The sequence below is a fragment of the Shewanella mangrovisoli genome (genome assembly GCF_019457635.1).
Taxonomy (GTDB): Bacteria; Pseudomonadota; Gammaproteobacteria; order Enterobacterales; family Shewanellaceae; genus Shewanella; species Shewanella mangrovisoli.
Genome location: NZ_CP080412.1, coordinates 3,547,000 through 3,562,712, shown reverse-complemented (window position 1 = coordinate 3,562,712; position 15,713 = coordinate 3,547,000). Strand labels below are relative to the sequence as shown.

The window sequence follows — 15,713 nt, the reverse complement described above, 5'->3', positions numbered from 1 at the left end:
GAGTGTCGTTTTAACGGCATAAGTATAAGCAACGGTAGCGCTGCACTAAGAGATGAAGAGGGGTGTCATGGGGTTAGTCCAGACAAAAGATCAACAACTGTTTATCGGTGTTGATGGGGGCGGCAGTAAGTGCCGAGCCACTATCTATACTGCGGACGGTACCGTTTTAGGGACAGGTGTTGCTGGGCGCGCTAATCCGCTGCATGGTCTTGCACAAACATTTGCATCTATTGAAGCATCGACTCGCCAAGCTCTGCTGGATGCGGGAATGAACGAGACCGATAGCCATTTACTCGTCGCGGGCTTAGGACTGGCTGGAGTCAATGTGCCGCGCCTGTATCAGGATGTGATCAGCTGGCAGCATCCGTTTGCCGCCATGTATGTCACTACGGATCTTCATACCGCTTGTATCGGTGCCCACCGTGGCGCGGATGGGGCGGTGATCATTACGGGCACAGGTTCTTGCGGTTATGCCCATGTAGGTGATGACAGCTTAAGCATCGGTGGTCACGGTTTTGCGCTGGGCGATAAGGGCAGTGGTGCTTGGCTTGGCTTAAAAGCCGCCGAGCATGTGTTACTCGCCCTCGATGGCTTTGCCGCGCCGACTGCTTTAACCAAAATGCTGTTAAACCATTTTGGGGTAAGTGATGCCTTGGGCATCGTCGAGCATCTCGCCGGTAAGTCTTCGAGTTGCTATGCCGAATTAGCCAGAAGTGTACTCGATTGCGCCAACGCCGGTGATGAAGTCGCTCGCGGGATTGTGCAGGAAGGAGCCGATTACATCAGTGAAATGGCACGCAAGTTGTTTAGCCTCAATCCGGTGCGTTTCTCTATGATCGGCGGCCTTGCCGAACCGCTACAGGCATGGCTTGGCAGCGATGTTGTGGCCAAGATTTCTGAAACCTTAGCACCGCCAGAATTGGGGGCCATGTACTTCGCTCAGCAGCAATTTAACTCAGTCAACATTAATGAATAAGCCGTTTTAGCGCATCAGTGCTAAAGCAATACCCGTATTGATTTGTAAGGTAAATAACATGACAAACACTATTATGGAGCAAGAAGCTCGCACCGCGCCGCAGAAGATTGCGGGTCAGTTAGCCGCTAACGCCGATTTAATGCAGCAGTTAGGTGAAAAACTGCGTGCTTTCGATCCCCGTTTTGTGATGATTGTGGGCCGTGGTTCATCGGACCATGCGGGTGTATTTGCTAAATATCTTTTTGAAATCGAAGCGGGTGTACCGACCTTTGCTGCCGCGCCATCTGTGGCCAGTGTTTACGGTAAAACCTTGAAGTTAGAAGGCGGATTAGTGATTGTGATTTCGCAATCTGGCCGCAGCCCTGATATTTTAGCCCAAGCGCGTATGGCGAAAAACGCAGGCGCGTTTTGTGTGGCGTTAGTGAACGATGAAACTGCGCCAATCAAGGATATCGTCGATGTGGTAGTGCCACTACGTGCAGGCGAAGAGAAAGCCGTTGCCGCAACTAAGAGCTACCTTGCAACCCTGTCGGCGATTTTACAATTAGCCTCGGCGTGGACGCAGAGCGAATCCCTCGCCGCTGCTGTTAACTCGTTACCTCAAGCACTGCAAACTGCGGTGGATGCGGAGCCGCAATTGACTCCAGCATCGGTTGAAAACGTGAAAAACTTAGTCGTCCTAGGCCGTGGTTTAGGTTATGCCGTGTCTAAGGAAATCGCACTTAAGTTAAAAGAAGTGTGTTCTATCCATGCTGAAGCCTTTAGTAGTGCTGAGTTCCTCCATGGTCCTGTGACCTTAGTGGAGAAAAAACTCACGATTGTGGATGTCTGCATTGGCGATGAATCCTACGCTAGCCATATCGAACAGATTGAAAATGTGAGCCAACGTGGCGCCGATTTAGTGCATTTAAATCAAACGTCGACGGATATTCACCCACGTGTTGCGCCGTTAGCCTTACTACAACGTTTTTATATCGACGTGGCCGCAGTCGCGATTGCCCGTGGTATTGACCCTGACCAACCCGCTGGGCTGAAAAAAGTCACTCAAACGCTGTAATGGATGGCCGTTGTGCCGCGTTAATTTGAAAAGAGGTTTGGGATGAAATTCACCTTAATTGCCGAGCAACTGTTTGATGGTGAAGCCTTCCATCGGGATATGCCTGTCACCATTGAAGATGGTCTGATAGCCTGCTTAGACACCGCATCGGGTGCTAAGGAAATTCGCTACCCAGGCACCCTAGTGCCAGGTTTTATCGATGTGCAAGTTAACGGCGGTGGCGGCGCGTTATTCAATAGCAGCCCAACGGTCGCTTGCATTGAAACCATAGGCAAGGCGCATGCTCGCTTTGGTACCACAGGCTTTTTACCCACGCTTATCACTGATGATGTGCTGGTGATGGCCAAGGCTGCCGATGCGGTTGCCAGTGCGGTCGCGCAAAAGAGTGCAGGCGTATTAGGCGTACATTTTGAAGGCCCGCATCTTTCGGTACCTAAAAAAGGCGTGCATCCACAAGGTTTTATCCGTGAGATCACCGAGGCTGAACTGGCGATTTTTTGCCGTCAGGATTTAGGTATTCGAGTAGTGACCTTAGCGCCTGAAAATGTCTCGCCTGAGGTGATCCGCCAGTTGGTGGAGTCGGGCGTTAAAGTGTGTTTAGGTCACTCTAATGCGGACTACGATACCGTTGTCGCAGCATTAGCGGCGGGGGCGACGGGCTTCACTCACCTCTACAACGCCATGTCACCCTTAGGTTCCCGTGAACCTGGCGTGGTGGGTGCGGCAATTGAGAGCGAAACCGCTTGGTGTGGTTTGATTGTCGATGGCCACCATGTGCATCCAGCTGCCGCAAGAGTTGCCCTGCGCGCTAAACCCCGTGGCAAAGTGATGTTGGTGACCGATGCTATGCCGCCAGTAGGCATGGATGATGAAACCAGTTTTGAGCTGTTTGGTACTCAGGTACTGCGTGTCGGCGATAGATTAAATGCGGTGACGGGTGAACTGGCAGGCTGTGTGTTAGACATGGCGACCGCAGTTGAGAACAGTGTGAAGATGCTCGGTTTACCGCTCGGTGAGGCCTTGAGAATGGCGTCTTTGTATCCTGCAGAGTTCCTTGGCATTGCCGAAAGCGTTGGTCGATTAGCCGTAGGGCTGCGTGCCGATTTAGTGCTGCTAGATAATCAACACAAAGTGCTGGCCAACTACATTGCTGGAAATGCGGTTTATGTTCGCCCTTAGTGTGGGTTGAGTCAGTAAAGCGTTAACCTTGGCCCTTGTCGTATTTTGATGACAGGGGCTAAGTTTTTTTATTGTACAGTCTGCATTTTGCTCAAAAGTTATAAAATAATTTAAATAACAATAATGAAGGATAATGGTATGAGTACGACTGCGCCGGGAACTGTCGCCAATACGGGCGTGAATGCTCAGGAGGCTGCCGCGAAAAAGCGTCAGTCAAAACCGCGGTTGATGTCCCTCGATGCCCTGCGTGGCTTCGATATGTTTTGGATTCTAGGTGGCGAAGCCCTATTTGGCGCCTTGCTTATCTTGACGGGCTGGGCGGGTTGGCAATGGGGTGATACCCAAATGCACCATAGTGAGTGGAATGGGTTTCGCTTCTATGATTTGATTTTTCCGCTGTTTATTTTCCTCTCCGGTGTTGCCCTAGGATTATCGCCAAAACGCTTAGATAAACTGCCGATGCAGGAGCGCATGCCTGTGTATCGCCACGGAATAAAGCGACTGTTTCTTCTGTTATTGCTTGGGATTCTTTATAACCATGGTTGGGGAACCGGGGCGCCTGCCGATCCTGAAAAAGTCCGTTATGCCAGTGTATTAGGTAGAATCGCCTTTGCGTGGTTTTTTGCCGCCTTGCTGGTCTGGCATACCAGTTTACGGACCCAAGTGCTGGTGGCCTTGGGCATATTAGTGGCTTATGGCGCGGTGCAACTCTGGTTGCCGTTTCCTGGTGGACAGGCTGGAGTGTTATCACCCACAGAATCAATCAATGCTTATGTCGACAGCCTGTTATTGCCGGGTGTGAGTTATCAAGGACGAACGCCCGATCCTGAAGGCGTGTTATCGACACTGCCTGCCGTAGTCAACACCTTAGCAGGTGTATTTGTCGGCCACTTTATTGTGAAATCCCATCCTAAAGGGGAGTGGGCTAAGGTTGGCCTATTGAGCGTTGCCGGTGGTGTTTGTTTGGCCCTAGGCTGGTTGCTGGATGGGGTTATTCCCGTCAATAAAGAGCTGTGGACCTGCTCTTTTGTGTTGGTCACTAGCGGTTGGAGCATGCTGCTGTTAGCGCTGTTTTATGCACTTGTGGATGTGCTGAAATGGCAAAAGCTCGCCTTTATTTTTGTGGTGATAGGCACTAACGCCATCATTATTTATCTGGCCTCCAGCATAGTGGATTGGAAGTATATCGCCCAGAGTGTGTTCGGTGGCGTTATCGCGGCATTGCCAGAAAATGCTCAGCCCTTAGGAGCCGTGATTGGTTTGCTCACCGTTCAATGGTTAGTGCTGTACTGGATGTATCGTCGCAACATTTTTGTGCGGATCTAACGTCGATATCTGATTTTCCCTCAAGCCACAGACTCACCACCTCTGTGGCTTTTTTATTTTTAGCAACCAAAGGGCGCAGAGCATCTTTGGTTGTAAATCAGCAGTTAACTGAGTGTTTATGGCTCATTCTGGGGCAAATAGGGCCATTTTGCGGGCTAAATCGCAAATGACAGCGTTGTCTTTTTGTGTTGTTTGTTTTAACATCACTGAAACAATGGTGCGTTTGGATGATAACATTAGCCATTGCAGACGAGTTGCGATACGGATGTGCGGAATACTCAGCGGTTTTTTGTCCCGCCATCACCTTAAAAATTAATTACTATAAGAAGCAGGTTTATGGAAATGACACTCGATAAAAGCCAGCAGAAAAGCAGTTTTCTCCCCATGGCGATAGTGGCAGCACTCTTTTTCATCCTTGGATTCGCAACTTGGTTGAATGGATCTTTGATGCCCTATTTAAAACAAATTTTGCAACTCAATCCCTTCCAAGCCTCACTAATCCTGTTCTCCTTTTATATTGCGGTGACCTTTACCGCGCTGCCCTCGGCGTGGGTTATCCGTAAAGTCGGTTATAAAAATGGTATGGCACTGGGGATGGGCATCATGATGCTCGCAGGCCTATTATTTATTCCTGCGGCTAAGACCCAAATATTCGGCCTGTTTTTATGTGCACAATTAGTGATGGGCACAGGCCAAACCCTGCTACAAACGGCAGTAAACCCCTACGTGGTTCGCCTTGGGCCTGAAGAGTCTGCCGCGGCCCGCGTCAGCGTGATGGGCATTTTGAATAAAGGTGCGGGGGTGATTGCACCGTTAGTTTTCTCCGCATTGATCTTAGATAGCTTTAAAGACCGCATTGGCACTACGTTAACCCAAGTGCAAATTGATGAAATGGCAAACAGCTTGGTTTTCCCTTACCTCGGTATGGCGATTTTTATTGGAGTGTTGGCGCTTGCTGTTAAAAAATCGCCTCTGCCAGAATTATCTAATGAAGATGAAGTGGCCGAGCACACAGATAAAGGCCAAATCAAGGCTGCCTTGTCCCATCCTAACCTCGCATTTGGCGTTATCGCGCTATTTGTCTACGTGGCCGTTGAAGTGATTGCCGGCGATACTATCGGAACCTTCGCTTTATCACTGGGGGTTGAACATTACGGTGTGATGACCTCATACACTATGGTGTGTATGGTGCTGGGTTATACCTTAGGGATTATCCTGATCCCTCGCTTTATCTCTCAGCCTACGGCACTGATGATTTCGGCGATTCTTGGACTATTACTGACCCTTGCTATCCTGTTCGGGGATAATAATTCCTACGCGATTGCCAATACGCTGTTAGTGCCTTTCGGCGGTGTGGCCTTGCCTGATACCTTACTCTTCATTGCCTTCTTAGGATTAGCCAATGCGATTGTTTGGCCTGCGGTGTGGCCTCTGGCGCTGTCGGGTTTAGGTAAGCTCACCAGCACTGGTTCGGCATTACTCATCATGGGGATTGCGGGTGGTGCTTTTGGTCCACTGTTTTGGGGGCTCACGAGTTCTGCCACTGATATGGGGCAGCAGGGCGGTTATATGGTGATGTTACCTTGCTACCTGTTTATTCTCTTCTATGCCGTGAAAGGCCATAAGATGCGTCACTGGTAATCGGTTATCACGCGATGTAAAAAAGCCCTCAACAGAGGGCTTTTTGCTATTTGCTAGATATGAATTAGAAGGCGTAGCTGACTGTTGCTAATACGGTATCGTCGTTTTTCCACACGCCGTCGGAGACTTTCTGATCGCCACTTAAATCGGTTCCCAGCCATGCGAGCGACAGACCAAATCCCATAAATTCGGTGGATACGCCAACGGAATAATCCGAATAGCTATCAAAGCCTTCACCATCGTCTAAGGCATCGCCTACGTTGTAGCCGTAATGCAGATCGAGGTTCCAGTTTTCAACAAACTCATAGGAGTAATTGATTTCGCCGTAGTGATAATCTAAATCGCTGCCACCGTAATCATTGGTGTACCAATAGGCTACGCGAAAGCCGCTAAACTCGACGCCAGCTGTGACTTCGAAATAGCCGAGGTCACTCTCACCCGAATAGTTATAGCGGTTGAGTGTCACGTCGTAGCTAACGTTATCATTGATGTCACCGCCGTAGGCAACATAGAAGTCGTACTCGATATCTGGACCGTTATAACCAGGCTCATCAAAGTCGACATTACTGGCCCAGGCGCCGACCGAAAATCCTGACTCAAAACTCCAATCGACACCGCCTTGAACCGCAGGATCGCCCGCGGTTTGCGAGATACCACGGAAGCGATAATCATTGGTTACGCTAATTTCCCCCGATACTTCTGCGGCGGCAATGCCGGAGAATAAGCTGGTCGTCAGCGCGAGCCCAACAACTTGTGCCAGCCGTTTTTTATTTAGGTTGTTATTCACGGTATTTCTCCCATTTTCTTGGTTGACACGGATGTACTAAGTTCTTTTAGCTTTTAAAACAGGCTAGTACATTCGTTGCTTTGCCAAACAACAACCCAGGAAACCCCGTAGCTGTGACCTCATGGCGAGTTAAGCTAAATCGCTTTAGCTTGGTTAATCGAGGTAAAAAGCACCCCTACGAAACTCACTTTTGTTCGAAGATGACATAAACCTTGCGGCAGGGCTCTACGACTTGCCACACCCCTTGAAACCCCGCAGGAATAATAAATCGGTCGCCGACAGTGAAGGTTTGTGACTGCCCCTCAAGATCTGTGATGACGCTGGTCCCTTCGAGGATCTCGCAATACTCGTATTCAGTGTAGTTGATTTTCCAAGCGCCTGATTCGCTTTGCCAAATTCCACTGTGGAATTGATTACAGGGGCTAGAGTAATGATTCTGTAATTGCTGGGTGGGATTACCAGAGATGCGCTTTTCTGGGGCGACTTGGTAACTTTCCACCGGCGACTGTGCGCTAGCAAAGCGAATGATCGACGTGATGCTCATTGTTATATTGGCTCCAGTCGAAAGTTATTTCATGGTGGGCATAACAAACTCAGCTTGAGTCTGTTTGCCTACGGGCCAGCGCGCCGTGATGGCTTTACGTTTGGTATAAAAACGTACCCCGTCAGGGCCATGCATATGCAGGGGACCAAAGAGCGAACGTTTCCAGCCACCGAAGGAGTGGAAGGCCATAGGCACTGGGATGGGCACGTTAACCCCTACCATACCCACCTGCACATGGTGGCAAAAATGTCTTGCGGCCTCACCGCTCTGGGTAAAGATGGCAGTGCCATTGCCAAATTCATGCTGGTTGATAAGCGCCAGTGCGCTGGCATAGTCTTTTACCCGCACAATTGATAGCACTGGGCCGAAGATTTCTTCGCGGTAAATACGCATCTCAGGGGTGACGTTATCGAATAAACAGGCCCCTAAGAAGTAACCCTGCTGATGGTCGGCAACGGTTAACTGGCGACCGTCCACCACTAAAGTCGCGCCTTCTTTAACGCCGGCGTCGACAAATTCTGTGACTTTGGCGAGGTGTTGGCGGGAGATCAACGGCCCCATTTCCATCTCAGGGGTGAGGCCATTGCCCACTTTTAACTGTTGAATTTGCGGTAATAATTTATCGACCAGCTTATCGCCTACATCGCCTACGGCCAATACCACTGAAATGGCCATGCAACGCTCGCCCGCACTGCCATAGGCGGCGCCCATGAGGGCACTAACCGCTTGATCTAAATCCGCATCCGGCATCAGTAACATATGGTTTTTTGCGCCGCCTAAGGCTTGTACTCGTTTACCGTGTTTGGATGCTGTGCTGTAGATATACTCGGCGATTGCCGTTGAACCGACAAAGCTAACGGCTTGAATATCTTCATGGCTGAGCAGGGTATCGACGGCCTCTTTATCACCATTGACCACGTTAAATACCCCAGCAGGGAGACCTGCTTGCGTGAGTAATTCCGCAATGCGCATCACTGCACTTGGGTCTTTCTCCGAGGGTTTCATAATAAAGGTGTTACCGCAGGCAATCGCGATTGGGAACATCCACATGGGAACCATCACGGGGAAGTTAAAGGGCGCTATGCCTGCGACAACACCTAAAGCTTGATTGACCGACCAAGCGTCGACGCCACCGCCTACCTGCTCCGTATGATCCCCTTTGAGCAAGTGTGGGATACCACAGGCAAATTCGACGACTTCGAGACCACGAATGAGTTCTCCCCGCGCATCATCGAGCACTTTGCCGTGCTCTAAGGTAATCAGCTGCGCCAGCTCATCCATATGTTGCTCGACCAGCGCCTTAAACTTAAATAGCACACGAGCACGATTGAGGGGCGTTACCTGTGACCAAGTGTCGAAGGCCGATTTGGCGATAGCAATGGCGGCGGAGACTTCGTCGCGACTCGCGAGGGAGACCTGACCTCGGCATTCTCCCGTAGCGGGTTCGAAAATCTCTTGGCTTCTTGTACTGGCGGCGGTGTGCTCGCCATTCACATAATGAGTCATTGTCAACATAGGTAACCTTTCAATTGCCCCCAATTTGGGCGTTAGATAAAAAATTGTGCATCATCCTACGGCGCGAATTGCATCGCTTAGGCTGTTAACTATTTGGTCTATTTGGTGTTTCTCTACGATTAATGGTGGGGATATGGCAATAATGTCGCCCGTCGCCCGCACGAGTGTGCCTTGATGGAAACAATGCTCGAACACGCTGTAACCGCGTTTGCCGACACCTTGGTTATTCGGCGCGAGTTGGAAGCCTGCGACCAATCCGGTGTTGCGGATATCAATCACATTCGGTAAACCTTTGAGACTATGAACGGCATCCTCGAAATAACGCTCAAGTTCGAAGCTGCGTTCAAATAGCTGTTCGTTTTCATAGATGGACAGCGTGGCGAGCGCCGCCGCAGCTGCTACTGGATGCCCTGAATAGGTATAGCCGTGGAAAAACTCGATGAGTTCGGTGGGGCCTTGCATACAGGTATCGTGAATAAAATCCTGCACAAACACGGCGCCCATTGGAATTGCGCCATTATTGATGGCCTTGGCCGTGGTGATTATGTCGGGGATAACGCCCCAGCGCTGGCTAGCAAAGGCTGCACCAACGCGGCCAAAGGCGGTAATCACCTCATCAAAAATCAACAGGATGCCGTGTTTTTGGGTGATTTCCCGTAGGCGTTTTAAGTAACCTAAGGGCGGTAAAATCACCCCCGCAGAACCCGACATAGGCTCGACGATAACTGCGGCAATATTCTCGGCACCATGGAGTGTAACGAGTTGTTCTAATACTTCGGCTTTTTCCGCTCCAAGGCTAGGCAAGCCACGGCTAAAGGCTGAATTTTGAATATCTAAGGTGTGCGGCATGTGATCTACGCCTTGCAGCAGTTGGCCACTGAAGGCTTTACGGTTATTGCTCAAGCCCCCTACTGAAATGCCGCCAAACCCTACGCCATGGTATCCCAACTCTCGGCCAATAAAGCGAGTGCGTGACGCTTGGCCATTGGCTCTGTGGTAACAGAGCGCCATCTTAAGCGCGGTATCGACGGACTCTGATCCCGAGTTGGTAAAGAAGACTTTATTGAGTCCTTCAGGACTGAGTTCAGTTAACCGTTCGGCGAGTTCGAAGGCTAGGGGATGACCCATTTGGAAGGACGGCGCGTAATCCATCTCGCGAATTTGCTTGCTGACGGCTTCGCTGATCTCACGTCGCCCATGGCCGGCGTTACAACACCACAAGCCAGCCGTTGAGTCTAATACCTTGTTGCCATTGATATCCGTGTAGTACATGCCTTCTGCTTGGACGAGCAGACGAGGGCTGGCTTTAAACTGGCGATTGGCGGTAAAGGGCATCCAATAATGTTCGAGAGAAGGATGCTCATGCGTTGCGTTGTAGGGTGAATCGGCCATAGTGTTTACCTTGTCCTTTTCCTTGTTAAATGAGGTCAGGTCTTCGTTAAGGGTGGCTAATATTTGCTATGCTATGTTAGAAATAATGAACATGGAAGAGGTGTGTGCATTTATTTGTGGCAAAAATGCTATTTTTGTAAAAAATATTGAATATTAATGATTGAACAGCGTAATCTAAGCAGCAGTTAACGATTTAGGTCATCTTTGGCATTTGGCCGTCGAGATAGCCCTCATCCCAATAAAGCTAAAATAAACAAATACAAACGATTAAGAGGTCATCATGAGTACACCTAAAAAACGGAGTGATTGGGAAAGCCTCGCTGCTAGCCTAGCAATCAATGGCAAGGCTTATATCAATGGCGAATACCGCGATGCGGCAGCGGGCAGCACTTTTGATTGTGTCAGCCCAATCGACGGACGCGTATTAGCCAAGGTCGCCAGTTGCGATCTGATGGACGCCAATATCGCCGTGGCTAATGCCCGTGAGGTGTTTGAATCTGGCGTATGGTCAAAGACTGCTCCGGTTAAACGTAAGCAAGTGATGATCCGTTTTGCCGAGTTATTGGAAGAAAATGCCAATGAACTCGCCCTGTTAGAAACCTTGGACATGGGTAAGCCAATCCGTTTTTCAAAGGCGGTAGATATTGCCGGCGCCGCCCGTGCTATCCGTTGGTCGGGTGAGGCCGTTGATAAACTCTACGATGAGCTGGCGCCTACGGCACATAATGAAATCGGCATGATCACCCGCGAACCCGTAGGCGTGGTGGCGGCGATTGTGCCTTGGAACTTCCCGTTATTGATGGCCTGTTGGAAGCTGGGGCCAGCATTAGCGACGGGCAACAGCGTTATTCTTAAACCCTCTGAGAAATCCCCCTTAACGGCCATTCGTATCGCCGAGCTTGCGGTACAGGCAGGGATCCCTAAGGGCGTGCTAAACGTACTGCCGGGTTATGGGCATTCTGTCGGTAAGGCGCTGGCGCTGCATATGGATGTGGATACCTTAGTCTTTACTGGCTCAACAAAAATCGCTAAACAATTAATGATTTATGCGGGCGAATCGAATATGAAGCGGGTGTGGCTTGAGGCTGGCGGTAAGAGCCCGAATATTGTATTTAACGATGCGCCCGATCTTAAAGCGGCGGCGGTGGCGGCGGCCGAAGCCATTGCCTTTAACCAAGGTGAAGTCTGTACCGCGGGCTCGCGTTTGCTGGTGGAGTCTGGGGTTAAAGATCAACTGATTGAGCTTATCGCCGAAGAACTCGCCTCGTGGCAGCCCGGGCATCCGCTGGATCCCGCTACTGTTAGCGGCGCAGTGGTCGATAAGCAGCAATTAGATACCATCTTAAGCTATATCAAGGCGGGTCAAGATGAAGGCGCGAGTTTAGTCCATGGTGGACAACAAGTGCTGGCCGGAACGGGCGGCGTGTATGTGCAGCCCACTATCTTTAGCCAAGTGCACAACAAGATGAAAATCGCCAGCGAGGAAATCTTTGGCCCTGTGTTATCTGTCATTGAATTCAATGGCATGGAAGAGGCGATTGCGATAGCCAACGACACCATTTACGGCTTAGCGGCAGGGGTGTGGACGGCGGATATCAGCAAGGCACACAAAACCGCGAAGGCGCTGCGCTCGGGAATGGTGTGGATTAACCATTATGATGGTGGCGATATGACGGCGCCTTTCGGTGGTTATAAGCAATCGGGTAATGGCCGTGATAAATCCATGCACTCCTTCGACAAGTACACTGAAATTAAGGCGACTTGGATAGCCCTCTAAGTCGTTCTGACTCCCTCTCAAGCCTCTTTACGCCGATGCGAAAGAGGCTTTCTTTTTTCTGGTTAACCCTCTAATTAAATGGATAAAGTGGCGCAAGGGTGCCTCTTTGGGATTTTTGCTGTACATTGCTCGGATGATGAACTCATTTGCTAAGGGATGTTCTGTGAGTCTCAAATACTTATCTTTGACCTTAATGCTGCTAGCAACCTTGGCCTTATCGGGGTGTTCTTCTACCCATTCGGGAAGCTGGCAGGGGTTTACTGAGTCTGGCCAAGCCTCTTTCTACGGCGATAAACATCAAAATAAGAAAACCGCCAGCGGTGAGCGTTATAACCATAAATTAAAAACGGCCGCCCATAAGGAAATTCCTTTTGGTTCAGTGGTTAAAGTCACCAATCTTAAGAATGGTAAAACGGTTGTGGTTAAGGTTAACGACAGAGGGCCTTTCGTGCGGGGCCGAATTATAGATTTGTCCAAATCCGCATTTAGCAGCATAGGCAATACTTCGGCGGGTTTACTGGATGTCAAAATTGAAGTGATTAAGGCCGCGAGTCAGTAATCGACTCTCAATGAGTTTGCCATGTGTGCTTTACCAAAACAGTATCGGTTCGAATGGTTTGAATAGCGCTTGGGTTTTAGCATATGCAGCAAAACGCAGGCTGATAAGTCATTATCCCAGTTGGAAATCAGAATAAGGACAGCCAATGGAATATCCTCTCGTGAGTACTCAATGGCTCGAAGAGCACCTCACCTCGCCAGATCTCGTGTTACTCGATGCCAGCATGGCCGTGGTGTTGGGCAAAGAGCCAATCCTCTATTCCGAACCTGTGTGCATTCCGCGCTCGAGACGCTTTGATGTCGAAACGGATTTTTGCGATAAAACCTCTTCTCAAATCCACGCTTTACCAAGGTTTGAACAGTTTGTAGAAGGCATTGCTAAGCTCGGAATAGACCCGCACAGTGTGGTTGTTATTTATGATAATCAAGGGATTTATTCTTCTCCGCGCGCTTGGTGGATATTCAAGGTGATGGGATTTCACCGTGTGTATGTGCTCGACGGTGGTTTACCCCAATGGATGGCTGAAGACAGGGTCACCTCATCCCGCTATCAGGAAGAAGGAATAGATTATGGTGCAAGTGATAGTGAGGAACTCACTGCCGTTTTGGAATATCAGCCTGCCAAGGTGATGGATGCCGAGGCCGTGTTTGCTAGGCTTGATGATAGCGGCAGCGCGATTATCGATGCCCGCGGCGCTGCCCGTTTTTTAGGCCAAGTGAGTGAGCCGCGCCCAGGTGTGCGTAGTGGGCATATTCCCCATTCGGTTAATTTGCCTTTTACAGAGGTGACCGATGGTTTCAAAATCAAAAGCACGGCCGAATTACAAACCCTGTTTCAAGGGCTTGCTGGCGATAAACCGTTAAGGATTTTCAGCTGTGGCTCGGGCATTACCGCCTGTATCTTAATCTTAGCGTCGATTGCATCTGGCCATGCCGATGCTGTGCTTTACGATGGCTCTTGGGCAGACTGGGGCAGTCGCAGCGATTTACCTATAGCGAAATAAGCGCTGATAGCTGGAGTGCTGAGCAGGATAATTAGCAGTACTCCATTGGCAGTGATATATCCTTTGACTTATCAAGGAGTTTGCCATGATAACCCGATTGTTCGATAAACTGATCTTCGGCTTTATCTTAGTGATGGCGCTGCAACTTCCCCAATTAGCCGATCATTATCAGCAATTTTTGGCGGGGCTCTATACCTCGACTCAATGGCAAGTTGAGGGCTACGAGGCCACGGCGAAGGAATATCACTACGGCGATGTTGAAACCATGATTGCCCGCCATTTACAAAACGAGGAGCCTAGCGTCAGGGCGGATGCCGAGCAAAAGCGCCAGACGCTAGACTTGTATCAAGCACTACAGCAGGGAATGCAGACCTTTGCGCAGGGCAATCTCTTCGAGAAAACCGCCTATATGTTCAATCCTGCTCGTTATGAATATTTACAGCAAACCATAGTTAACTTTAAGCTCGGCATCCCGTTAACCACCAGTGGGATTGGCTTTGGCGTGCTGGTGGCGCTAATAGTGCATTATCTGGGTTCGCTGCCTTTTATTCTGTGGTCAAGGCGGCGTAGGCGGATTAAATTGGCTCGCGCCATTTAGTGTCGTTGGATAGCTTGCTCGCATATCCAACGACAGGGCAAACCTCAGAATAAGTCCTTAAACCTGTGGTACAGCATACCCGCCGCCAGCATAGGCGAGCGGAATGTGGGGCCGCCGGGGAAGGTCATATGCTTGATTTTGGCGAATACATCAAAATATCCCGCCTGCTGACAAATGGCTTCGGCGAGCAGTTTGGCCGCCATATGGGTGGCATTTACGCCGTGGCCTGCATAGGCTTGGGCGTAAAAAATATTGCTCGCATCGGGGAGGCGACCGATTTGCGGCATACGGTTGGCGCCAATGCCTATCATGCCGCCCCATTCGTAATCGATGCGTACGCCTTTTAACTGTGGGAATACCTTCTCAAGGTTCGGCCTGAGCGCTGCTTCAATATCCTTAGGATCTTTGCCCGAATAAGTACAAAGTCCGCCGAAGAGTAAGCGTCTATCCGCCGATAAGTGGAAGTAATCTAAGGCGATTCGCATATCAGCAAAGGCCATATTTTGCGGGATAATGCTTTGGCATTGCGCGTCTGTCAGTGGCTCGGTTGCAAGCAAGTAGCTCCCCGCGGGCAGCACTTTACCGCCGATGTAGCTATTTAGTTTATGGCCTATATAAGCGTTGCCCGCCAGCACGACATATTGGCAAGTCACTTCACCTTTTGCGGTTAATACTCGCGGTTTATTCCCAGGAATAATCTTTTCTGCGGCGCTGTATTCAAATAATTGAGCGCCTAAGTCGCGGGCAATACGAGCCTCGCCCAAGGCCAAATTCAGCGGATGTAAATGGCCGCTGCCCATGTCGACTAGAGCGCCTTGGTAAAAGTCTGAGCCGATAACTTCTCCGAGCTGAGACTGAGCTAATAGTTTGATTTCATGCTGATATCCAAGGCGTTTAAGGTGGTCGAACTCTTGTTCAAGCTCGAGCATATGCCGAGGTTTAACCGCCAAATCGCAATAACCCATTTGTAAATCACAATCGATCTGATGGGTCTGTATGCGATTTCGTACAATCTCTACCGCCTCAAACCCCATCTGCTCAATGGCGCTCACGCCTTCTTGGCCTATCTCATTGATAAATTGCGCAGGATCATGGCCAATACCGCGGATCAGCTCGCCACCATTACGCCCTGAGGCGCCCCAGCCAATGCGCTTGGCCTCGAGTAGCACCACGTTTAGGCCCTTTTGCCGCAGTTCGATAGCCGTGTTAATACCGCTGAAACCACCGCCGATAATGCAAACGTCGGTGCTTACCTGGCCTTCAAGTTGGGGATGGGCGTAAATTTCTTTTGCAGTATCAACATAATAAGACTGGGGATATTGTTCACTATGAACGGGAGGTTTGGTGGTCATTTGAGCT

At 50.0% G+C, this 15,713-nt stretch carries 14 protein-coding genes; 9 read left to right on the top strand and 5 right to left on the bottom strand.

Annotated elements, in window-relative coordinates:
* The first annotated feature begins 67 nt into the window (after window positions 1–67).
* From nagK to nagP, 5 genes are all read left to right on the top strand, one after another.
* The gene (gene nagK, locus K0H60_RS15590) at window positions 68–976 is read left to right on the top strand and encodes an N-acetylglucosamine kinase (RefSeq protein WP_220056283.1); all 909 of its coding nucleotides are present in this window, start codon (window positions 68–70) and stop codon (window positions 974–976) included.
* A gap of 58 nt (window positions 977–1,034) precedes the next feature.
* Window positions 1,035–2,033 (top strand): glucosamine-6-phosphate deaminase NagB-II, encoded by a 999-nt coding sequence (nagB-II, locus tag K0H60_RS15585; RefSeq protein ID WP_011623683.1) that lies wholly within the window; start codon window positions 1,035–1,037, stop codon window positions 2,031–2,033.
* 42 nt (window positions 2,034–2,075) lie between these two features.
* Window positions 2,076–3,212 (top strand): N-acetylglucosamine-6-phosphate deacetylase, encoded by a 1,137-nt coding sequence (gene nagA, locus K0H60_RS15580; RefSeq protein WP_220056282.1) that lies wholly within the window; start codon window positions 2,076–2,078, stop codon window positions 3,210–3,212.
* Window positions 3,213–3,350: 138 nt separating this feature from the next.
* On the top strand, window positions 3,351–4,538 hold the full coding sequence (gene nagX / locus K0H60_RS15575) for a transmembrane glucosamine N-acetyltransferase NagX (protein ID WP_220056281.1): 1,188 nt from the start codon (window positions 3,351–3,353) through the stop codon (window positions 4,536–4,538).
* 342 nt (window positions 4,539–4,880) lie between these two features.
* A complete protein-coding gene (nagP, locus tag K0H60_RS15570; RefSeq protein ID WP_086903136.1) occupies window positions 4,881–6,179 on the top strand; it encodes an N-acetylglucosamine MFS transporter NagP in 1,299 nt (432 codons plus the stop codon).
* Between the two features lie 64 nt (window positions 6,180–6,243).
* On the opposite strand, the gene K0H60_RS15565 is transcribed toward nagP, so the two are convergent.
* The 4 genes from K0H60_RS15565 to aptA all read right to left on the bottom strand — a co-directional run bounded on the left by K0H60_RS15565 (window position 6,244) and on the right by aptA (window position 10,417).
* Window positions 6,244–6,966 carry a TorF family putative porin gene (locus K0H60_RS15565; RefSeq protein WP_088210443.1) on the bottom strand — a complete coding sequence of 241 codons (723 nt, stop codon included), beginning with the start codon at window positions 6,964–6,966 and terminating at the stop codon, window positions 6,244–6,246.
* 184 nt (window positions 6,967–7,150) lie between these two features.
* A complete protein-coding gene (locus K0H60_RS15560; RefSeq protein WP_220058181.1) occupies window positions 7,151–7,516 on the bottom strand; it encodes a cupin domain-containing protein in 366 nt (121 codons plus the stop codon).
* Window positions 7,517–7,534: 18 nt separating this feature from the next.
* On the bottom strand, window positions 7,535–9,025 hold the full coding sequence (locus tag K0H60_RS15555) for a CoA-acylating methylmalonate-semialdehyde dehydrogenase (RefSeq protein ID WP_220056280.1): 1,491 nt from the start codon (window positions 9,023–9,025) through the stop codon (window positions 7,535–7,537).
* A gap of 51 nt (window positions 9,026–9,076) precedes the next feature.
* Window positions 9,077–10,417 (bottom strand): omega-aminotransferase AptA, encoded by a 1,341-nt coding sequence (aptA, locus tag K0H60_RS15550; protein WP_220056279.1) that lies wholly within the window; start codon window positions 10,415–10,417, stop codon window positions 9,077–9,079.
* A 280-nt stretch (window positions 10,418–10,697) separates the two neighbouring features.
* Between aptA and K0H60_RS15545 the strand changes: the two genes are divergently transcribed.
* The 4 genes from K0H60_RS15545 to K0H60_RS15530 all read left to right on the top strand — a co-directional run bounded on the left by K0H60_RS15545 (window position 10,698) and on the right by K0H60_RS15530 (window position 14,354).
* Complete coding sequence (locus tag K0H60_RS15545; protein WP_220056278.1) at window positions 10,698–12,194, top strand: aldehyde dehydrogenase; 1,497 nt, start codon at window positions 10,698–10,700, stop codon at window positions 12,192–12,194.
* A gap of 136 nt (window positions 12,195–12,330) precedes the next feature.
* Complete coding sequence (locus tag K0H60_RS15540; RefSeq protein ID WP_374911695.1) at window positions 12,331–12,753, top strand: septal ring lytic transglycosylase RlpA family protein; 423 nt, start codon at window positions 12,331–12,333, stop codon at window positions 12,751–12,753.
* 145 nt (window positions 12,754–12,898) lie between these two features.
* Complete coding sequence (locus tag K0H60_RS15535) at window positions 12,899–13,756, top strand: sulfurtransferase (RefSeq protein ID WP_220056277.1); 858 nt, start codon at window positions 12,899–12,901, stop codon at window positions 13,754–13,756.
* A gap of 85 nt (window positions 13,757–13,841) precedes the next feature.
* Entirely contained in the window at window positions 13,842–14,354 is a 513-nt protein-coding gene (locus tag K0H60_RS15530) for a DUF2937 family protein (RefSeq protein WP_220056276.1), read from the top strand.
* Between the two features lie 44 nt (window positions 14,355–14,398).
* Here K0H60_RS15530 and K0H60_RS15525 read toward each other — a convergent pair whose 3' ends face one another.
* A complete protein-coding gene (locus K0H60_RS15525; protein ID WP_220056275.1) occupies window positions 14,399–15,706 on the bottom strand; it encodes an NAD(P)/FAD-dependent oxidoreductase in 1,308 nt (435 codons plus the stop codon).
* Between the last annotated feature and the right edge of the window lie 7 nt (window positions 15,707–15,713).